Raw genomic sequence first — 19479 nt, 5'->3', positions numbered from 1 at the left:
GATGAGGCTCGTAGGGAACAGCGTAAGGAACAGCAAGGTCGCGCTGGCCGCCGCCGGTGTTCTGGCCCTCGGCGGTACGGCCATGGCCGCACCGCCCGGCGAGGAGCCGCAGGCGCCCGAGGCCCCCGTCGTGGCACCTGTCACCCTGGCCGACGGGAGGCTGGGCCTCGGGGTGGGCGGCGTGATCGACATCGACGACACGCACCGCGTCGCCGGCCCCGACGGCACGCCCTTCTGGGAGCTGCAGCACGCGACCTGGGACACCACCGGTCTCCCGGCCGGCGCCGTGCGGGGCGACGGCGTGCGCTGGTCACTGACCGGGGTCGAAGGACCGGGCTCGCTCAGGGTGTACGAGCCGGCCACCGGCCCGGACCACGAGCCCGTCGTACGGTTCGACAGCGCCGACGGCCTGCCCGACGGGTACGGCCTGCCGACCGGCGCGCGGGGCGAGACGCGCTGGGTGTTCGACAGGCCGGGCACCTATCAGCTGACCTTCGCGGCGCAGGCGGAGGCGGAAGCGGAAGCGGACGCGGAAGCGGGGACGAATACGGACACGAAGGCGGACGCGGCGCCGGAGACCGGAGGCGGTCCACTCATCGCCGAGACCCGCTACACCGTCCGCGTGGGCGACTCCGCCCTCGCGACTCCCGTACCCACCAGCCCCCCGGCGCCGCCCGCCAGGACCGAGAGCCCTTCTCCCACCGCCCCCGTCGCTGGTACGCCGGCCGACGCAGGCGAGGACCGGCGTCCGCCCACCCCCTCCCAGGCGGGCGCCGGTCCGCTCGCCGCGCGCCAGGCGGCGAACACCACGGCGGAACCCGTGGAAACGGCGAAGAAGGTCCTCGACCAGGGGCACATCGACATCGCCGCACGCGTGGTCGACGGGAAGCTGCAGATCCACGTCAAGGACGGCACGGTCCCCGGGAAGACGGTCTGGCGGGAGCCGTCGGCCGTCGTCCTGCACGTCAAGCCGCAGGCCAAGAAGGTCATTCCGGCGGCCAAGGACTTCGCGTTCCTGGGCAAGGCCGGTGACCCGGTGTGGCTGCTCGACCAGGTACAGCAGCCCGGCCTGCTGTGGCCGGGCTGGTCGACGGACAACATCGCGGCCGGCGCGACCAAGGGCGACACGGAGTTCAAGTTGGTCAAGGCCGACGGGCCGGGGAACTTCGCGCTGTACAACTACGACGGCCTGTCAGGGGCGGCCATCCGCTTCAACAGCGCGGACGGCGTCCCGGACGCCTTCGGTGTTCCGCAGAACACCCACGCGCACGGCGGTTGGGCCTTCGGCAGAGAAGGCGTGTACCGGCTCACCTTCTCGATGACCGGGACGCTGGCGAACGGCGCCAAGGTGAGCGACACCGAGACGATCGCCTTCGCCGTCGGGGCGACCGACCCGAACGCGGTGCAGCCGGGCGGCGGCTCGACGGGCGGCTCGGGCTCCAAGGGCGGCTCCGGCTCCACGAGCGGCTCATCGACCGGGGGCACGGCTACGGGCGGGGCGACCGGCGGCTCTGGCACCGCAGGCCCCGGCACCAGCGGCTCTGGCACCGGTGACGGTTCGATGGCGTCCACCGGCGGAGGCTCGTCGCTCCTGCTGGGCGGAACCGCGGCCGTGCTCGCCGCGGTCGGCGCCGGCGCCGTCCACCTCACCCGGAGGCGTACCGCGTGACCGCCGACGAGCCACTGCTGCGGGTCGCCTCCGTCTCCGTCGCCCTTGGCGGCCGTACGGCCGTGGAGGAAGCCTCCCTCACCATGTCGGGCGGCGAACTGGTCGGCCTGCTCGGCCCGAACGGCGCGGGCAAGACCACGCTGCTGCGCGCCGTCCTCGGGCTCACAGCCACCGCTTCCGGCAGTGTCACCGCCACCGGGCAGATCGGCTATGTACCCCAACGGCACGAGTTCGCCTGGGACTTCCCCGTCGACGTGGCCGGCGCCGTACTGAGCGGCCGTACCCGCTCCATCGGCTGGCTGCGGCGGCCCAAGGCCCGCGACCGCGCGGCGGCCGACGAGGCGCTGGAGCTGGCCGGGCTCACCGACCTGCACCGGCGCCCCATCGGCGAGCTGTCGGGCGGCCAGCGCCAACGCGTCCTGGTGGCACGGGCCCTGGCAGCCGAGCCTCGGCTGCTGCTGCTCGACGAACCGTTCACCGGAGTCGACGTCCCCACCCAGGAACTACTGAACGAACTCTTCGGCCGCCTCGCCGCCGAAGGCAGAGGACTGCTCATGACCACCCACGACCTGGCCGCCGCCGCCCGCACCTGCACGCGGGTGGTGCTCCTGAACCGTACGGTCGTCGCCGAAGGCGGACCCGAACTGCTCGCCGACCCCGAGCAGATGCTCCGCGCCTTCGGGCTCGACCGGGCCGGCGCGGAACCGGCCCCTGGTGCCGCCGAAGCGGGGGCCGCCGCATGACGGACCTGCTGGCCTTCATCACGGCCCCCTGGGACCTCCCGTTCATGCAGCGGGCCTTCGCCGTCGCCGCGATCGTCGGTGTCGTGTGCGGCGTGGTGGGCGTGTACGTCGTGCTGCGCGGCATGGCGTTCATCGGGGACGCCGTGGCCCACTCGGCGTTCCCGGGTGTCGCGCTCGCCTACGCCTTCGAGGGCAACCTGCTGCTCGGTGGTGCGGCGGCCGGGGTCACCACCGCCGTCCTCATCGCGTTCGTCTCGCAGAACCGGCGGCTCAAGGAGGACACCGTCATCGGCGTCTTCTTCGCCTTCGCCTTCGGCCTGGGCATCGTCCTGGTCTCGACCCGCGACAGCTGGACGACAGACCTGTCGTCCTTCCTGTTCGGCCAGGTCCTCGCCGTCGACTCGGCCGACGTCTGGCGGGTGGCCGGCATCGGGGCCGTACTCGTCGCCGTCGTCCTGGCCCTGCGCAAGGAACTGGTCGCCGTCAGCCTCGACCGTGAGACGGCCCGCGCCGCAGGACTGCCGGTCCTGCGCCTGGACCTGACGCTGTACGTCGTTGTGACGGCCACGATCGTGATGTCCCTGGAGGCCGTCGGCAACATCCTCGTCCTGGCCCTGCTCATCACCCCCGCGGCCACGGCCCGGCTGCTGACCGAACGCCTGCGGGCCATGACGGTGCTCGCCTCGGCGTTCGGCTGCGCGGGCAGCCTGACCGGCCTGTACGTCAGTTACGCCTACGACCTGGCGGCCGGCGGCTCCGTTGTCGTTGTCCTGACCGCGTTCTTCGCCCTGACCTGGCTGCTGGCCCCCCGGCACGGGCTCGCGGCGCGGCTCCGGTCGCGGGCCGGATCCCGTACCCCGGCGGTCGTCGGTCCGAGCGCCTGACTCCCGCCGGTGGACATCACGTCACGCGGCGCTCCTCCAGCGGCGCCGCGTGCAGCAGCGCACGACTGCAAGCACGGCACCGCCGACAACGAGCCGGGCGATCTCTCCGGTGGAGGAGTCGGGGGCGGACCGAGTGGCCTTGGCGGGGGCGGAGGTGGGCGGGACTTCTTGGGGCGTGGACCAGGACGGCCACGTCGAGGTCGGCGGGCTCCATCCAGATCACGACGCTGCCGGTACGGGGGAAGATGGGCAGGGCGCGGAAGCCGGAGAGGCCGGTGAGCCGATCGTCGACGAGGCCGGCGCAGCCGCGCCGGTCACGCAGCCAGAGCACGGTCAACCGGTCCCGCCCCGTCGCGACCGAGCGGACGAGTACCTCGGACATGATCAGTGCTCGTGGCCGTGATCGTCGTCGGTCGACCTTGGCCGAGGAGGGGGTGGGGCCTCCTCGCCGAGCGAGGTCCGGGCCTCCCCGAGCATGTCCCCGGCCCTGAGCCGGGCCTCCTCGGCGGCCGAGGACAGCCACCGGCTCGCCACGATGCCGCCTGACAGGCCACCGGCCAGCGCCTTGCGCGCGCGTCGGCGGGCGAGACCTTGCCGAGGGCCTGGGCGATCCGGTCGGCGAGCAGGTCCTACCAGACGGGTTCGTTGAACTGCCCTGCCGCGTCGGGCGACTTGCCCGTGACCTCGACGGCATTCACCAGCTCGGCCGAGGTGGTGTCCGAGCTGCGCAGCATCCTGCCGACGACGTCGCCGTGCATGTTCGTCGAGACGACCACCGGGATCGGGGCCGGGCCCCAGACAACTACCAGCGCCAGTGGGAGCCCGAGAACCACCCTCGGTGCGCTGATCGACACGCCGGGCATACCGTCCTCCCTGTCGAGGGAAGTAAAACGGCAATCACTTCGATTTCCCCCGGCAGTGAGGCCCTCCGGTGAATCGGGCTGCGTCAGCGGCTGGAGTACGGCAGCAGGGCCATCTCGCGGGCGTTCTTGATGGCGGTGGCGAGGGCCCGCTGCTGCTGGGCGGTCACGCGGGTGACGCGTCGGCTGCGGATCTTGCCGCGGTCGGAGATGAACTTCCGCAGCAGGTCGGTGTCCTTGTAGTCGATGTACGTGATGCCGGCCGCGTCCAGCGGGTTGGGGCGGGGCTTGGCGGGCTTGCGAGGGTTGGGGCGCGGTGCCATGGTGGCGTCTCCTTGCGTGAAGGTTTCGGGTGCGGGGTGTTGGTCAGGCGGCGTCGAGGAGGGAGTCGAAGGCGGCCGGCAGGGTCTTCCAGGACTCGCGCCCCGACGCGTACTCGGCGTCCGTCAACAGGCAGGAGTCGAGGAGCCGTTCCAGTCCCTCCTGGTCGAGCCCGGGCGAGGTGAAGACGAGGTGCTGGCAGCAGTCGCCGTGCTCGGGGTGCCAGTCGAGTGCGGCCGCCGCCTGGCGCATGGGCGGGGCCATCTCCCAGGCCGCGTCCGGCAACGACGCCAGCCACGGGCCGGCGTTCTCCACGCACAGCGCGCCGCCGGCCGCGTCCCAGGCGAGCAGCGTGTCGGGGCGGTCGGCGAGCCAGAAGCGGCCGCGGCTGCGGGCGGCGGCGCAGCACAGGTCCTCAAGGGCCTGGTAGAGGCGCTCGGGGTGGAACGGCCTGCGGCGGTGCCAGACGAAGGTAGTGACACCGGCCTCGTCGGCTTCCTGGGGCAGCAGCGCGCACGCGGGGTGCTGGGCGGCCGCGGCGGCCTCGACGTCGAAGCCCGCGAACGCGGCGCGGGCGAGTTCGGCGGAGGCGGCCGGTACACGGCGGGCGGTGGGGTGGAGCTGCGCCAGCAGGGCGTGATCTTCCTCGTCGGCCTCGTCGTTGTCGACGACGGCGAGGACGGGAGCGTACTCCAGCTGGCGGGCCCAGGTGTCGCCGACCGTCCGCTGGTCGGTGGGGGCAGCGGCGAGGCCCGCTTCGGCCAGGTCGTCGCCGTTGCCGAGGTACGGCAGGACGAGCGCCGGGTCCACTGCGGTGATGACGCCGGTCACGGCGAGCCGGTCGCCGCCGTGACCGGCGATGACCTCCGCCATGGCCTTCGGTTCGACCGAGTCCCACAGTTCCACCACGGCGAGACGGGTCAGCCCGCCGTCCGTCATCCGTTCCAGCTCCGGGACCAGGTCCTCGCGCAGCGCACAGCAGGCGCAGTCGTTGACCAGAGGCGTGTCACCTCGGGAGAGGATGCCGGAGGCGTCGCGGACGATGCGGAGGACCGTACCGTCAGGAGCCCCGGCAAGGTCGTGGTGCAGCGCCACACTGCCGGGAACGGCCCGCAGGAGGCGATCGACGACCTCGCTCCTGGCGTCGGCGTGGAGGCCGGCGACGATCACGACGGGGAGCTGGTGCCGAGCGCCCATCAGCGGGCTCCGTAGCGGCGCTCGAAGCGCTCGACACGGCCGGCGGTGTCGAGGACGCGCGCGGTGCCGGTGTAGAAGGGGTGGCTCGCGGCGGAGATCTCCACGTCGACGAGCGGGTACGTGTTGCCGTCCTCCCAGGCGATGGTCTTGTCGCTGCTCATCGTCGATCGGGTGAGGAACACAGTGCCGGAGGCGGAGTCGCGGAAGACGACGGGACCGTAGGCGGGGTGGATTCCGGGTTTCATGGCAGGTGCCTTTCGGGGGTGCGTGGTGGCGGGTGCGGGAGGGGTCAGCGCTCTTCGCGGAAGTCGACGTGCCGGCGAGCCACGGGGTCGTACTTGCGCAGTACCAGCCGGTCGGGGTCGTTCCGGCGGTTCTTGCGGGTGACGTAGGTGAACCCGGTGCCTGCCGTGGAGCGGAGCTTGATGACCGGGCGGATCTCGTTGCGTGCCATGAGGCTACTATATGGGAATGGTTTTCATTTCCAACCAACCCCTCCTCGGAGAAAGGCGGCAGCACCCATGTCGTCCCACTGTCAGCTGACCGGCGCCAAGCCGGGATTCGGCAACACCATCTCCCACTCGCACCGGCGCACCTCGCGCCGCTTCGACCCGAACATCCAGCGCAAGCGCTACTGGCTGCCGAGCGAGGGGCGGCACGTTCGCCTCACCCTGAGCACCAAGGCGATCAAGACGGTGGACGCGATCGGCATCGAGGCAGCCGTAGCCCGGATCCGCGCACGGGGAGGAAAGGTCTGATGGCGAAGAAGAGCAAGATCGCGCAGAACGAGAAGCGCAAGGAGACCGTCGAGCGCTACGCCGCCCGACGGGCGGAGCTCAAGGAGATCATCCGCCGCCCGGCGTCCACGCCTGCCGAACGCGACGCGGCCCTCGCGGAGTTGCGCCGGCAGCCGCGTAACGCCAGCGCCACCCGCGTGCGCAACCGCGACAGCGTTGACGGCCGGCCTCGCGGCTACCTCCGCAAGTTCGGACTCTCCCGCGTCCGGACGCGACAGCAGGCGCACGCGGGATTCCTGCCCGGAGTGACCAAGTCCTCCTGGTGAGGGAAGGCGTACCCCCGACGGCATCTCCCGTCGGGGGTACGCGCCGGAAGCGGAGTCACCGCATCCCCGACATCGAACCTGCATCACTACACCTCGGACCACGAGAAGGAGCCGCGCGACAATGACGGCAGTCGGCGCACGGAAGGGCCTCCTGAGCATCCTCACCGGCAACACCCCAGCGGTTCGCGGCGAGTTGGTCGACCGACTGCCCCAGCGGCATCCGGAAGCGATCACCCTCTCTGTCTCCGTCCAGGCCGCCCCGACCGGCCATTACCCGGCGGTCCAGCGCCTGATGCGGCCCGACGACCTGGGCACGAGGCTTGGGGTGAACGTCTCGTCGGGGGCCACCGGAGACCCGACGGTGATCCTGTGACAGGACCTGATCGGGCTCAGGCGGGCCAGGAAGGACGCCCATGTCCTGCTCGCCCTTCCCCAGGAGATCGACACACTGCCCTTCCTCCTCCAGTTGCGGCGCAGCAGAATCGGGGCCGCCGACCTGGAGGACCACTACCACTCCTCCCCCGTCCTCACCGCCGTCGACCCCCTCGCCTCCCCGAAGGACATCACCGACGTACGCCGTGCGGCGCGCCTGCGGCAGGGCACCGAGCGGAGCGAGCCTCTCACCGCGGCCGAGGTCGCGGCCAGGCAGATCGAGGCCGCCGACAGGTGCATCGCGGGCGCGCTGGACGGAGCTCTCGTCACAGATGCAGGACTCTCGCCCGGACGCGCGGGCTGGAGCGAATGGACCGACCCCCTCTCCCGTCGCACGGAGGAACCCCGACCATCTCAAGATTGAAAATGAGACCCGTTTTCATATAGCCTCGCCGAGTTCCCGTCCAGACCGAGGAGTCACACCATGGCCGTCCCCAAGCGGAAGATGTCCCGCAGCAACACCCGCCACCGCCGCGCCCAGTGGAAGGCGAGCACGCCCCAGCTGGTGCCGGTCACCGTCGACGGCGTGATGTACCAGGTCCCGCAGCGCCTGGTGAAGGCGTACGAGCGTGGCCTCGTCCACCCCGAGGGCTGAGCCCGTGACCTCGTACGACCGCCTGCCGGTGACGGTGCTGTCCGGCTTCCTCGGCGCGGGAAAGACCACTCTGCTCAACCACGTGCTGGGCAACCGCGAGGGCCTGCGGGTCGCGGTGATCGTCAACGACATGAGCGAGATCAACATCGACGCCGCACTCGTCCGCGGCGGCGAAGCGGCGCTCTCCCGGACCGAGGAGCGGTTGGTCGAGATGACCAACGGGTGCATCTGCTGCACCCTGCGCGACGACCTGCTGGAGGAGGTCGACCGGCTCGCCCGCGAAGGCCGGTTCGACTACCTGCTCATCGAGTCCAGCGGCATCTCCGAACCCATGCCGGTCGCCGCCACGTTCTCCTTCCCCCGGGACGACGGCGCCACCCTCGGCGACCTCGCCCGCCTCGACACCATGGTCACCGTCGTCGACGCCGCGAACTTCCTGCGTGAGCTCGACGGAGGCGACGAACTCGTCGCCCGCGGCCTCGACCAGTACGAGGACGACGAGCGCACCGTCAGCGATCTCCTCATGGACCAGGTCGAGTTCGCCGACGTCATCGTCCTGAACAAGCTCGACCTGGTCGGCCCCGAGGAGGCACGCCGGCTTCGCGCCACGCTGTCCCGGCTCAACCCGGAAGCACGGATCGTGCCCGCCGTGCGCGGGCAGGTGGCTGTCGAACAGGTACTGGGCACCGGCCTGTTCGACGTCGAACGTGCCCAGCAGGCCCCGGGCTGGGTGAAGGAGCTCAACGGCGACCACGTACCGGAGACCGAGGAGTACGGCATCTCCTCCCTGGTCTTCCGCGCCGACCGCCCCTTCCACCCGCGACGGCTGTGGACCCTGATCACCAAGGACCTGGACAGCGGCGCCTACGGGAACATCCTGCGCTCCAAGGGCTTCTTCTGGCTCGCCAGCCGCCCCCGCGTGACCGGCCTGTGGTCCCAGGCGGGCGCCGTGGCCCGGTTCGAGCCCTCGGGCGCCCGCGGCCCGGAGGCCGCACAGGGCCAGGAACTGGCCTTCATCGGCACCGGCCTGCGCCCCGAGGCCCTGCGCGCCGCTCTGGACGCCTGCCTGCTGGCCCCGGGCGAACCTGTCCCCGCCGACGACGACTTCCCGGCATGGGAGACGTACGGCATCGACGACGCCTGCGAGCACGAGCACGCGGCCTGACATCCCAGGCCGGAAGAATCCGGGCCGGACGGTGGTCGCAGCCACGGCACCGTCCGGCCCGGTCCTGTTCACGGGCCATCTCCGCGTGGCTCAGCTCCCGGCACAGGGGCGCGGCAGGCGCCGCGCTCCGGCATGTTCAAAGGCAACCTGCGGGCCGGGCGAGTGGCTCCGCGCCGAGGTCATGGCCGACACCGCTTCGCCGAGAACCGGGCCCGGAAAAGAGCCGCATCCAGTCATCGAGCGTCACCGTCGAGTCGACGGCAGACCAATGCGGCGGCAGGCCCGCGCCGAGGATCTCAAGCCATTCATGCGCGGTTGGAGCCCCTACGGACCCACCTACCGAGCGCCCGCTCCGCCAGACGTCCGGCCCGCTGATGGCGGCGGCAGTGCGCCTGCCGCCGCACTCAACGGCGCCGGAACCTGGCAGCTTTTGTTCAAGCACAGGAGTGGCTCCAGTCCATCATCGAGGCCGCGGAGGCAGGACTGTCCCCGTCGCTCGCCACCATGAAACTCGCCGGATACGGTGACGCGAATATGGATCTTGCCCTGCGGGGCCTGGAGTTGAAAACACTCGACCCGTATCTCGCGGGCTGGCGGATGCGTGTCGTCCCCGCCCTGGACCATCTCGCGGTCCGGTTGATCACCAACGGTGCTGTCGACCGCACCGTGCAGAACTGGATCGCCGACAAGCGCAGCCGCTCAACAGTGAAGAACACCATCGCCGTCCCGGTCCGAGCCATGGAGCGGGCAGTCCGCGACGGCATCATCAAGGCAGGATCGCCGGCCACGGATCACTGACCACCCCCCAGCGCTACCTGCACCCGGATGTCCACAAGATCACCGCGGCCGGGGCAGCGCTCTCGGTCCACTTCAGCGTGCTGCGCGCACCGCGCTCGCTACCGAGCCCCATCGCCATGACCCGCTGACCCGGTCAAGGACGCTGGTCCCCAACTGGTCCCCAAAAATGATCAAGGGCCGGTTTCGGATTCCTCCGAAAACGGCCCTGACCTGCGACTGTCTCCAGTCGGGACGACAGGATTTGAACCTGCGACCCCTTGACCCCCAGTCAAGTGCGCTACCAAGCTGCGCCACGTCCCGATGCGCTTCCTCCCGGTTTTTGCCGGGCGGCTTCGCGGGACAAACATTACCTCACTCCGAGGCCCGGATCGACGCCCGTGCCTGGTGGGCGCGGTTCGCCAGGGATTCCGCGCCGCAGGCGGTGGCCAGTTTGTGGGCCCTGGCGAGTTCGCGAGGGGAGCGGATCGCGATGCCGTAGTCGACGAGGGCCAGCGCGTGTTCGTACGCGGACGGGGACGCCTCCAGATGGCGGACCGACTCGGCCAGCAGGTGGATGGCGTCCTCCGGAGCGGCGAAGAGGGAGACGCAGCGCAGGGCCTCGCCGATCGCGGTGTCCGTGCCGAAGCGCTCGGCGTGCACCCGGGCCGAGGCGGCGAGTTGCCCGGCGCGGGCCGGGTCCTCCTCGGCCAGGGCCCGGGCGAGGTCGCCGGCCCAGGGAGCCCACACCCCGTTGAACCTGCCGCGGGGTTCGAGGGCCTGGCCGGCCGCTTCGAGTTCGACGATGGCTTCCTTCGTACGGCCTTCGGCCAGCAGCAGACGGCCGCGTACGCACGGGCCGTCGGGCAGCACCATCGCGCTGGGATAGGGCGCGCCGAAGGCGTAGCGGTCGGCGATCTCGCGGGCCTCGGTGACGCGTCCGCGGGCGACCAGGGTGTCGATGAGCAGACAGGCCGCGTCCCAGTGGACGGGGAGTCCGCTGCCGACACGGTCGGCCAGGCGCAGCCCTTCGCGCAGGAAGCCCTCGGCCTCGGCGAGCCGGCCGCGACGGCGGTGGACCAGGCCGAGCAGGGTGTGCGCGAACGCGAGGTGCGCGCCGCTCCAGCCGGAGATCTCGAAGGCGCGGACGGCCTCGCCGAAGAGTTCCTCGGCCCGGTCGAGCTGGTCGGTGAAGGCGTAGGTGATCCCGACGAGGGTCGGCAGTTCGAAGCCCCACTCCGCGTCCGTCCAGCCGAGTCCCCGGGCGGGGTGGCCGTCGACCAGGGCGCGTTCGCAGAGGTCGACGACGAGCTGGGAGTTCTCGCCGCGCAGCATGGCGTCGAAGGCGCGGAGGGTGAGCAGGGCGCGCTCGGCGTTGTCGCGGCCGTGCAGATGGTCGGCGTTCCGTGCGAGGCGGCCGGAGCGGCCCGGACCGTCGTCCTCGCTGGCCAGCATGCCTTCCCAGAGGAAGTGGGCGGCCTGGAGCCGCATCAGGCCGGGGCCGGGAGCGGTGCGGGCGGCCTCCGCGGCGAGGGCGCCCGCTGCTTCCTTCAGCTGGTTGTTGTGCGAATGCGCGGCCGCGAGCCGGTAGGTGGCGTCGATCCGCTGGTCGTCGTCGAGTCCCGGCATGTCGAGGGCGGCGCGCAGGTGCTGGACGGTGGTGGCCGGGGAGCTGAGCAGGGTGGCGCAGCCCAGTTCGTACAGCAGGGTGGCCTTCACGCGCTGGCGCGGTGGTTCCTGCAGGGCTCGTTCGAGGCAGCGGCGGGCGGCCTCCGGGGCGCCCACGGCGAGGTGCTGTTTGGCCGCCTCGCGGAGCTGCTCGACCAGCTCCTGGTCGTCGTCCGGGTGCACTTCGAGCAGGTGCCGGGAGGCCGCGGCGGGGCCGAGTCCGGCGCGGGTGATCGCCCAGGCGGCCCGGCCGTGCATCGCGGTGCGGGTGGCCGGCGGGATGGACCGGTAGACCGCGCTCGCGATGAGCGGGTGGACGAACTCCAGCGGGTCGAAGCCGGTGACGATACGGGCTTCGCGCAGCCGTGCCGTGCAGTCGGCGGCCTCGGCAGGGCTCATTCCGGCCAGGGTGGCCGCGAGGTCCTGGGAGATGTCCGTGCCGAGGACGGCGGCGGCCCAGGCGAAGCGGTTGGCGTTGGTGCCGAGCCGTTCCAGGCGGGCGACGAGGCCGCTGCCGCGTGCCGACGCGCCGAGTTCGCGCAGCAGCCCGGCCGACTCCTCCAGCGGTGCCAGTTCGCGGTCCTGCACCTTGGCGACGAGCTCGACCGCCTCGTAGGGGTTGCCTCCGGTGACGGCCCACACCTCGCGGCAGAACGGGTCGTCGGCATGTTCGCCGAGGGCCGCGCGGACCAGTTCGGCGGTGGCGTCCGGGGTGAGGGCGCGCAGCGCGACCCGCACCTGGGACGGGTGGGCGCTGCCCGGTCCGCTCTCCTTCTGGCGAGCGGCCAGCTCCTCCGGGCGGTGGGCCTGCACGACCAGGACGGGGAGTTCACCGAGGCGGGCGGTGAACGAGGCGAGCCAGGCGAGGGATTCGCCGTCCGCCCAGTGCGCATCGTCGATGATGAGCAGCAGCGGACGGTGGCTCAGCCGGGACGCGAGCCGGGCGACGACGAAGTCCAGGCCGTCGCGCACACCCTGCGGGTCCGGCTGCGGGCCGGACGGCTCGGCCAGGCCGAGGGCCGGCGCGGCGATCTCGTACCAGGACCCGAACAGGGCCCGCACCTCGTCGGGCGGGAACCGGTCGAGCGCGGGCTGCAGCAGCTGGCGTACGACGTGGAACGGCACGGATGTGACGGTCTCGCCGCCCCGTGCGGACCAGACCGTGCAGCGGTCGGCGGCGATCGACTGGATCTCGCCGAGCAGTGCTGTCTTGCCGATGCCTGCCTCGCCGCTGAAGATCAGCAGCCCGCCGACGGCCTGGGCGCCGCAAAGGGCGTCCACGGCTTGTGCGGCGGCAGCGAGTTCCGGTTCGCGCTCGTACAGCGGCCGGGACGGCTTCATGCCTACCCTCCCCAGGGTGGTACGGATGGCTTCGACACTAGTCGTGTCCGGGGGTCCACGGACAGTGGTTCGGACAGTTCGCCGCAGGTGCGGGGCACAATCGTGGAGTGGACGAGACGCACAGGGACCGCGACACCGAGGGCAGGGCACGCAACGCGCGCCCGCGTGACGGGCTGGGGCGCCCCCTTCCGTACGGGGCTCCGGGAGTCGAGCGGCAGCCGGAGGGGGTGGTGCGCACCCCCGAGGAAACCGTGCGGGAGGCGCAGCGACTGCTGGACGCGGGGATGCCGTTCCACGCGCACGAGGTGTTCGAGGACGCGTGGAAGTCGGGCCCGGCGGCGGAGCGGGAGTTGTGGCGCGGGCTCGCGCAGCTGGCCGTGGGGCTGACCCACGCGGCCCGGGGCAATGCGACGGGCGGGGCACGGCTGTTGCGGCGCGGCGCGGCGGCGCTCGCGGAGTTCGCCGGTCTGCGGCCGTACGGGATCGGTGTCGACGACCTGACCATCTGGGCCCAGGAGCTGGCCGGGCGGGTGGCGGCGGGGCAGACCACGGCCGGCGGGACCGTCGACGCGGCCGCCGAGGCACCGTGTCTGCGGCCCCCGGCCCCATGACCCGGGCCGGGCCCGGGACGTGCCGGTGCGAGGCGCAGGATGCGGCCGGACACGCGTCGGACGTGCGCCACATTTGTTGCCCATCACCCGGAGCGGTGAACAGGGCGGCCCGCAGCCATTACGATCGCGCGTCATGAGCACTTCTGACCAGGACCAGGCCGTGGACACCCCGATACCCGTCCCGGAGGCCGATCCCGAAGCCGTCGCGGAGACGGACTCCGAGGCGGCCGACGGGGCCGGGGACCGGAAGCTGACACCACGCCAGGCGAGACGGCTGCGCGTGGTCCTCTCGTCGGTCGGCATGGCGGCGATGGCGGTGGTCCTCGCCCTGCGGATCGCCAGCCGGTCGTCCGTCCTGGTGGTCGGGGTGTACGGGCTGGCACTGATCCTGTGCGGGATCGTGATCGAGCTCAGCCGCAACGGCCGCACCCGTCTGGGTAGTTGGCTGCTGGCCTTCGGCCTGGTCGCAGCGATCGGCTCGGACTGGCTCCTCATTCCCTGACGTATGGTCAGTGCACCGCGATCCGTACGGTCCCGCCGTGCGGATCGACCCGGTCGAGCCACTCGGCGCGCAGATGGAACGCACGGTCCGGCACGGCGGGCAGCAGCAGACGCTGCCGGTGGATCTCCCGGCCGTCCTGGCGGACGAGGAGCAGCGGCGAGGAGAGCCTGCGGTCGGTGCGCAGGGTGAAGCGGCCGTCGAGCGGGAGGTCGCCGTCGGGGCCGATGAGGTTCGGCGCGATCCACCGCAGTGGGGATTCGACGGCGACGGACGGCCGTCCGGCGGGCCAGGCGCCTGTTGTCAGATGGCGCAGTACGGGCGCGGCGACGGCCCGGCCCTCGGCGAGCGCGACGCCCGCGCTCTCCACGCCGTGCAGCAGATTGCCGACGGCGAAGACTCCGGTTCCGGTCGTGCGGTGGGCGGCGTCGTACGCGGGGCCGCGGGTGCCGCGGTCGAGGGTGATGCCGCCGCGGCGGGCCAGTTCGTGGTCGGGGATCCAGTCGCCGGTGAAGACGACGGTGTCGCAGCGCAGGGTCGCGGTCCGGCCGTCGTGATGGCGTACGCGGACGCCGGTGAGCCGTTCCCGGCCGGTCAGCGCCGTGACGGTGGTGCGGCCGAGGACCGGGGTGCGGTCGCCGGGCCGGGTCAGGGCGGTGAACCGGGAGGCGGGCCGGTCGGTGACCATGGCGACGACGTCCAGGCCGGCGGTGCGCAGGGTGTCGGCCGCGGCGCGGCTGACGGGTTCGTTGCCGATCACGACCGCGCGGTTGCCGATCGGCTGCCGGTAGAGGTGGACGGCCTGCTGGAGTTCACCGGTGGTGTAGACGCCGGGTGGGCGGCTGCCGGGGACAAGGCGGGCGCTGCGGGGGCGTTCGCGGGCACCGGTGGCGAGGACGACCGCGCGGGCGGTGATCCGTTCCAGGCCGGTGGGCGCGGTGGTGTCCAGGGTCAGCTCTCCGGCCCAGCCGGTGACGGTGACGCCGGTGCGCAGGGTGGCCCCGGCGCGCACGGCGGCGGCCACGCAGCCGCGGGCATAGGCGGGTCCGGTCTTCCCTCCCCCGACGGCACGGCCGCCGAATCCGCCGTGGTGGCAGTGGCGGGGGATGCCGCCCGCGGTCTGTTCGCGTTCCAGGATCTCGACCCGGCCCGCCCCGGACGCGGCGAGTTCGGCCCCGGCGCCGAGGCCGGCCGGGCCGCCCCCGACGATCAGCACGTCGACGGTGCGCTCACGGCGGGTCATGGGCGGGCCTCCTCGAACAGTGCGCGGACCGCGGGCCCGCAGTAGAAGCCCTGGCATCTGCCGTTCCCGGCTCTCGTCCTGCGTCGCAGGCCGTCCGGGGAGTGCGGCGGCACCGTTGCGGCGAGGGCGTCCCTGATCTCGCCCGCGGAGACCCGTTCGCAGTGGCAGACGAGCGTGCCGTACGCGGGGTCCGCCGCGATGCGTCCGGCGTCCTGGTACGGGCGCGGGAAGGCCTCGCCGAGGTTGGGCATGGTGACGGGCGGCAGTTCGGACGGTGTGCCGAGGCCGAGGCCCGCGTCGCCGAGCAGTTCCATGACGTAGGCGGCGATGGCCATGGAGGCGGTGAGTCCGGTGGAGCGGATGCCGCCGACGGCGATGTAGCGCTTCTCCGGCCGGGACCGGATGCGGTAGTCCTCCTGGCCGGTCGCGGCGCGCAGTCCGGTGTAGACGGCGGTGACTTCCTCGTCGAGCAGTTCCGGCAGGATGCGGCGGCCCTTCTCGCGCAGCAGGGCGATCGCGTCGGCGGTCGATCCGGTGGCGGTCTTGTCGTCGAGGTCCTCGGCGGTGGGGCCGAGCAGCACATTGCCGAAGACGGTCGGTGCGACCAGTACGCCCTTGCCGGCGGCGGTGGGCACCGGGAGCAGGATGTGGCCGACGAGGTCGCGGGCGAGCTTGTCGAAGACGATGAGCTGGCCGCGGCGCGGGGTGACGGTGAAGTCGTCGTGGCCGAGCTCCCGGTCGAGTTCGTCGGCGTGGAGCCCGGCGGCGTTGATCAGATGACGGGTGTGCAGCGTTCCCCGGGTGGTGGTGAGGGTGTGCACGTCGTCGTCGCTGCCGATGTGCCGCACCCGGCAGTTGAGGTGCAGATGGACTCCGGCGCGCACGGCCTGGGTGGCGTAGGCGAGCGGTGTCGTCCAGGGGCAGATGATGCTCTCGTCGGGGACTTCCAGTGCGCCGAGGGCGCCGGGGCCCAAGTGGGGTTCGCGGGAGCGCAGTTCACCGGCGTCCAGGAGGCGTGCCGCGTGGTATTCGTTGCGTTCGGCCTTGGCCAGCAGGGCGGGCAGTGCGGCCAGTTGCTCCTGGTCCCAGGCGACGAGCAGGGCTCCGACGCGTTCGACGGGGATGCCGGTCTCGGCCGCGTAGGCGCGGAGTCTGTGCTGCCCCTCGCGTACCAGCCTGGCTTCCAGGGAGCCGGGCACGGCGTCGAAGCCGGTGTGCAGGATGGCGGTGTTGGCCTTCGACGTGCCGTTGCCGATGTCGTCGGAGGCGTCGAGGAGCGCGACGCGCAGCCGGTAGCGGGCCAGTTCGCGGGCGATGGCCGCGCCGACGACGCCCGCGCCGACGACGGTCACGTCGTAGACCGGGGCGCCGGGTCCGTCGCCCGGCCGGCTCCCGGGCAGGGCGGCGTCCGTCAGTGGGCCGGCTGTGGTGATCGTGGGGTGCATCGTGGGGCTCTCGTACGTCTCAGGCCTGGTCCAGCAGGGTCTGCACGGCGGCCCGGAACCGGGCACGGCGTTCGGCGGCCTCGTCGGCGCCGATCCGGGGTTCGTACACGGCGGCGGGTTTCCAGTCGGGTACGGCCTGCCGGAGCGGGAGCCGCGGGTCGAGACCGAGCCGGGCGACCGCTCCGACGCCGAGCGCGGTGACGTCGGGGAGGGCGGACACCTCGACGGGCCGTTGCAGCAGGTCGGCCTGGGTCTGCATGAGCAGCGCGGAGCGGGTCAGGCCGCCGTCGACGCGGAGCGAGGTCAGCGGTGAGCCGAGGTCGGTCGCGGCGGCCTCGGTGAGTTCGACGACCTGGGCGGCGATGCCTTCGCACAGTGCGCGCACCAGATGGCCCGCGGTGGTGGAGAGGCCGAGGCCGGTGACCGATCCGCGCAGATCGCCGCGCCACCAGGGGGCGGCGAGTCCGGCGAGTGCCGGTACGAAGGTGACGCCGCCGGAGTCGGGGACGGTGGCGCCGACGGGGTCGAGACCGGCCGCGCCGGAGATCACTCCCAGGCCGGCGAGCCAGTCGACGGCGGACGCGGCGGTGTAGATCTGCCCGTCGAGGCAGTAGCTGGTACGGCCGCCGAGCCGCCAGGCGACGCAGCTGACCAGGCCGGTGGAGCCGCGGCGCGGGGCGGGCCCGGTCTGGGCGAGCAGGAAGGCGCCCGTTCCGTAGGTGCATTTGGCGTTGCCGGGGTCCAGGGCGTTCTGGGCCAGCAGTGCGGCCTGCTGGTCCACGAGCAGTCCGGTCAGCGGGAGTTCGCTGCCGAAGGCGGCCGTCGTACCGACCGTGCCGTCGCAGTCGACGACGTCCGGCAGCCGTTCGTCGCCGAGGCCGAAGACCTCCAGGGCCCTGGGTGACCAGTCGGCCCGGTCGAGGTCGAGCAGCTGGGTGCGTCCGGCCGTCGCCGCGTCCGTGACGAAGGCGCCGGTCAGCTGGTGGACGAGCCAGGAGTCGGTGGTGGTGACGACGCCTTCGCGGGTCAGTTCCCGGCGGATCCAGGCCATCTTCGGCGCGGCGAAGTACGGATCGAGGGGCAGCCCCGTGAGGTGCGTCAACTCCGCGTCGCATGAAGCGAGTTCCTCGCAGATCGGGGCGGAGCGCCGGTCCTGCCAGACGATCGCCTCGGTGAGCGGCCGCCCGGTGTCCGGGTCCCAGGCGAGCACGGTCTCGCCCTGGTTGGCGAGGCCGACCGCCGAAACCGGTTCCCCGGCCTCCGCCAGGGCCCGGCGGCCCGCTTCGACGACCGAGCCGAGCAGTTCGGCGGGGTCCGCCTCGACCGCCCCGCCGGAGCCGTGCCGGGTTTTCACCGGAACGGAAGCGGATCCGATCACACCGCGTTCGGGGCAGATCACCAGAGCCTTCGTGCCCGACGTGCCCTGGTCCACGGCGAGTACCGGGCCTGTCATCGACTCTCCAGCGGTGCGGAAGCTCTGCGGCTTGAACGGAATCGTGATCACTGAACTCGCCGCCCAGAGTGGTGCAGACCACCGCGTACGTCAAGGGCCGTCAAGGACGCGGTCGGAGCAACCGGTACATCTTTCAACATCCAAGTGGATCAGCCGACTTGAGTAAGATCCGCGAATCGGTCCGGAGTTCGGAGTGACTGGCCTTACACTCACCGCCGAGCAACAACCGGACGCTTTCGAGCAGTTCGTTCTTCAACAACTGCTTCACCCCCCACGTCCTTGAGGATTGATGAGACCGACACCCTGCCCCGAGACCCGATCCACCGGTTCCCCGGCCTTTCGCATCTGCACGGGTTCCATGCCACCGCCGGGTTGCGTGACGTGCTGAGGAGAACTTCCGACCATTGCGTGCCGGCCTGTCGTACGGGGGCAGGACGAGTCGATGGCCAACAGTGATTTTCGGCCGGTCTACCACCCGGCCGGCCATGACAACGATCTGCGGGTCGCGTTACAGGACCTGCGCACCGGACGCTGGATGTCCATGCGGACGCTGCTGGAGAGCACACCGGACTGGACCCTGTGGACCCAGCGCACCCAGGTGCTCGGGGCGGTTGCCGCCGGTTCGGACGCCGTGCAGGCCTGGCTGGCCGAGGACCCCCGGAGCGTCGCCGCCACGGTGATGCAGGCGCGGGTCGTCGTCGAGCGGGCGGTACGCGCCCATCGCGAGGGCCATCACCGGGCACAGGAGTTGTGGCAGGAGGCCTGGCAGGCCTGCCGCACGGCCGCGAACGCCTCGCCCGCGGACCCGGTGCCCTGGGTGTGCCTGCTGGCCCTGTCCCAGCTGGACGAGCGCCAGCAGCTGGAGGAGCACCGCCTGCACCCGCCGGGGCCGATGCTCTTCCCCGGCCCGTGGGGACTGCTCGCGGAGGCCGACAAGCGCGATCCGTGCAACCGCGAGGCCTACCACCGGATGCTCCAGTTCGTGTATGCGCGAAAGGCCGGCGGCTCCCTCTCGGAGGCCGTCAACTTCGTGCAGTGGGCTGCCTCTTCGGCGCCGGACGGCTCCGCGCTGCACGTGCTGCCCCTGTATGTGCGGGTCGAGCGCTACCGCCGCGAGCAGGGCCACGAGAAGGCCCTGGACCTGCACTGGGTCACCGAGGACGCGGAACGGGACGCGGCCCGTGCGCTGGAGCTCTGGTTCCGTCGTACGACACCGATCTCACACTCCCTGCTCGACCTGAACCACCTGGCCCACGCCCTGTGGGGGGCGCTCCAATTCGCCGAGGCAGCAACGGTGTTCGAGGAGCTCGGCCCGTATTTCACTTCGGTTCCATGGGTGTACCGCACACGCGGCCGCAAGGGCCCGGGAGACGCCGAGGACGTCTTCCTGCGCGCCCGCAGCCGCTGCCTCGCGGCTCCCCGCACCCCCGGACGGGGGCCGCACCGCTGAGCGAGGACGCCTCGCCGCCGCGCCTCCTCCCGTCCCGGACCGATCCCGACCGTCCCTTTCCATCCC

24 protein-coding genes and 1 tRNA gene are annotated in these 19479 nt (G+C 72.1%); 13 read left to right on the top strand and 12 right to left on the bottom strand.

Annotated features, from left to right (window positions below; genetic code table 11):
- The first annotated feature begins 1 nt into the window (after position 1).
- The 3 genes from AB0D53_RS16310 to AB0D53_RS16300 are packed head-to-tail and all read left to right on the top strand — an operon-like array spanning position 2 to position 3296.
- Entirely contained in the window at positions 2-1669 is a 1668-nt protein-coding gene (locus tag AB0D53_RS16310; RefSeq protein WP_362446141.1) for a TIGR03773 family transporter-associated surface protein, read from the top strand.
- Positions 1666-2412 carry an anchored repeat-type ABC transporter ATP-binding subunit gene (locus tag AB0D53_RS16305; protein WP_362446138.1) on the top strand — a complete coding sequence of 249 codons (747 nt, stop codon included), beginning with the start codon at positions 1666-1668 and terminating at the stop codon, positions 2410-2412. Before AB0D53_RS16310 ends, AB0D53_RS16305 begins: the two co-directional genes overlap by 4 nt.
- Complete coding sequence (locus AB0D53_RS16300) at positions 2409-3296, top strand: anchored repeat-type ABC transporter permease subunit (protein ID WP_362446135.1); 888 nt, start codon at positions 2409-2411, stop codon at positions 3294-3296. Before AB0D53_RS16305 ends, AB0D53_RS16300 begins: the two co-directional genes overlap by 4 nt.
- A 16-nt stretch (positions 3297-3312) precedes the next feature.
- Here AB0D53_RS16300 and AB0D53_RS16295 read toward each other — a convergent pair whose 3' ends face one another.
- The 7 genes from AB0D53_RS16295 to rpmG all read right to left on the bottom strand — a co-directional run bounded on the left by AB0D53_RS16295 (position 3313) and on the right by rpmG (position 6128).
- Positions 3313-3678: a hypothetical protein gene (locus AB0D53_RS16295; RefSeq protein ID WP_362446132.1), complete on the bottom strand. Its 366-nt coding sequence runs from the start codon at positions 3676-3678 to the stop codon at positions 3313-3315.
- 2 nt (positions 3679-3680) lie between these two features.
- Positions 3681-3932 (bottom strand): DUF1490 family protein, encoded by a 252-nt coding sequence (locus tag AB0D53_RS16290; RefSeq protein ID WP_362446436.1) that lies wholly within the window; start codon positions 3930-3932, stop codon positions 3681-3683.
- Positions 3926-4159: a hypothetical protein gene (locus AB0D53_RS16285; RefSeq protein ID WP_362446452.1), complete on the bottom strand. Its 234-nt coding sequence runs from the start codon at positions 4157-4159 to the stop codon at positions 3926-3928. Before AB0D53_RS16285 ends, AB0D53_RS16290 begins: the two co-directional genes overlap by 7 nt.
- Positions 4160-4242: 83 nt before the next feature.
- Entirely contained in the window at positions 4243-4479 is a 237-nt protein-coding gene (rpsR, locus tag AB0D53_RS16280) for a 30S ribosomal protein S18 (protein ID WP_362446129.1), read from the bottom strand.
- Positions 4480-4522: 43 nt separating this feature from the next.
- Complete coding sequence (locus tag AB0D53_RS16275; RefSeq protein ID WP_362446126.1) at positions 4523-5674, bottom strand: GTP-binding protein; 1152 nt, start codon at positions 5672-5674, stop codon at positions 4523-4525.
- A complete protein-coding gene (locus AB0D53_RS16270; protein ID WP_362446123.1) occupies positions 5674-5919 on the bottom strand; it encodes a type B 50S ribosomal protein L31 in 246 nt (81 codons plus the stop codon). The genes AB0D53_RS16275 and AB0D53_RS16270 overlap by 1 nt, the downstream gene beginning before the upstream one ends.
- A 44-nt stretch (positions 5920-5963) precedes the next feature.
- Positions 5964-6128, bottom strand: coding sequence for a 50S ribosomal protein L33 (gene rpmG, locus AB0D53_RS16265; protein WP_150529996.1), 165 nt, complete (start codon positions 6126-6128; stop codon positions 5964-5966).
- Between the two features lie 67 nt (positions 6129-6195).
- Between rpmG and rpmB the strand changes: the two genes are divergently transcribed.
- From rpmB to AB0D53_RS16230, 7 genes are all read left to right on the top strand, one after another.
- Entirely contained in the window at positions 6196-6432 is a 237-nt protein-coding gene (rpmB, locus tag AB0D53_RS16260) for a 50S ribosomal protein L28 (protein WP_362446118.1), read from the top strand.
- Complete coding sequence (gene rpsN, locus AB0D53_RS16255; protein WP_362446115.1) at positions 6432-6737, top strand: 30S ribosomal protein S14; 306 nt, start codon at positions 6432-6434, stop codon at positions 6735-6737. Before rpmB ends, rpsN begins: the two co-directional genes overlap by 1 nt.
- 121 nt (positions 6738-6858) lie before the next feature.
- Positions 6859-7110 carry a hypothetical protein gene (locus AB0D53_RS16250; protein ID WP_362446112.1) on the top strand — a complete coding sequence of 84 codons (252 nt, stop codon included), beginning with the start codon at positions 6859-6861 and terminating at the stop codon, positions 7108-7110.
- Between the two features lie 93 nt (positions 7111-7203).
- A complete protein-coding gene (locus tag AB0D53_RS16245; RefSeq protein ID WP_362446109.1) occupies positions 7204-7533 on the top strand; it encodes a hypothetical protein in 330 nt (109 codons plus the stop codon).
- A 60-nt stretch (positions 7534-7593) separates the two neighbouring features.
- Positions 7594-7764, top strand: a complete 171-nt coding sequence (rpmF, locus tag AB0D53_RS16240) for a 50S ribosomal protein L32 (protein WP_362446106.1) — start codon at positions 7594-7596, stop codon at positions 7762-7764.
- 4 nt (positions 7765-7768) lie between these two features.
- Positions 7769-8929 (top strand): GTP-binding protein, encoded by a 1161-nt coding sequence (locus tag AB0D53_RS16235; protein WP_362446103.1) that lies wholly within the window; start codon positions 7769-7771, stop codon positions 8927-8929.
- A gap of 534 nt (positions 8930-9463) precedes the next feature.
- The gene (locus AB0D53_RS16230) at positions 9464-9727 is read left to right on the top strand and encodes a hypothetical protein (protein WP_362446100.1); all 264 of its coding nucleotides are present in this window, start codon (positions 9464-9466) and stop codon (positions 9725-9727) included.
- 226 nt (positions 9728-9953) lie between these two features.
- Here AB0D53_RS16230 and AB0D53_RS16225 read toward each other — a convergent pair.
- Both AB0D53_RS16225 and AB0D53_RS16220 read right to left on the bottom strand, forming a co-directional pair.
- A tRNA-Pro gene (locus AB0D53_RS16225) sits at positions 9954-10027 on the bottom strand.
- 51 nt (positions 10028-10078) lie between these two features.
- Positions 10079-12712, bottom strand: coding sequence for an AAA family ATPase (locus AB0D53_RS16220; protein WP_362446097.1), 2634 nt, complete (start codon positions 12710-12712; stop codon positions 10079-10081).
- 107 nt (positions 12713-12819) lie between these two features.
- Here AB0D53_RS16220 and AB0D53_RS16215 point away from each other — a divergent pair, with 107 nt between their 5' ends.
- Both AB0D53_RS16215 and AB0D53_RS16210 read left to right on the top strand, forming a co-directional pair.
- Positions 12820-13323, top strand: coding sequence for a DUF309 domain-containing protein (locus tag AB0D53_RS16215; protein ID WP_362446094.1), 504 nt, complete (start codon positions 12820-12822; stop codon positions 13321-13323).
- Positions 13324-13456: 133 nt separating this feature from the next.
- Complete coding sequence (locus AB0D53_RS16210; RefSeq protein ID WP_362446091.1) at positions 13457-13825, top strand: hypothetical protein; 369 nt, start codon at positions 13457-13459, stop codon at positions 13823-13825.
- 7 nt (positions 13826-13832) lie between these two features.
- Here the strand turns inward: AB0D53_RS16210 and AB0D53_RS16205 are convergent, their stop codons facing one another.
- The 3 genes from AB0D53_RS16205 to AB0D53_RS16195 are packed head-to-tail and all read right to left on the bottom strand — an operon-like array spanning position 13833 to position 17963.
- Positions 13833-15065, bottom strand: a complete 1233-nt coding sequence (locus AB0D53_RS16205) for an FAD-dependent oxidoreductase (RefSeq protein ID WP_362446087.1) — start codon at positions 15063-15065, stop codon at positions 13833-13835.
- Positions 15062-16510 carry an NAD(P)/FAD-dependent oxidoreductase gene (locus tag AB0D53_RS16200; RefSeq protein WP_362446084.1) on the bottom strand — a complete coding sequence of 483 codons (1449 nt, stop codon included), beginning with the start codon at positions 16508-16510 and terminating at the stop codon, positions 15062-15064. The genes AB0D53_RS16205 and AB0D53_RS16200 overlap by 4 nt, the downstream gene beginning before the upstream one ends.
- Positions 16511-16529: 19 nt before the next feature.
- Positions 16530-17963 carry an FGGY family carbohydrate kinase gene (locus AB0D53_RS16195; protein ID WP_362446081.1) on the bottom strand — a complete coding sequence of 478 codons (1434 nt, stop codon included), beginning with the start codon at positions 17961-17963 and terminating at the stop codon, positions 16530-16532.
- A gap of 442 nt (positions 17964-18405) precedes the next feature.
- Between AB0D53_RS16195 and AB0D53_RS16190 the strand changes: the two genes are divergently transcribed.
- Positions 18406-19413, top strand: coding sequence for a hypothetical protein (locus AB0D53_RS16190; protein ID WP_362446078.1), 1008 nt, complete (start codon positions 18406-18408; stop codon positions 19411-19413).
- Positions 19414-19479: the final 66 nt, after the last annotated feature.

Source organism: Streptomyces sp. NPDC048295, assembly GCF_040652135.1.
Classification (GTDB): domain Bacteria; phylum Actinomycetota; class Actinomycetes; order Streptomycetales; family Streptomycetaceae; genus Streptomyces.
This window is presented reverse-complemented; position numbering and strand designations above follow the sequence as displayed.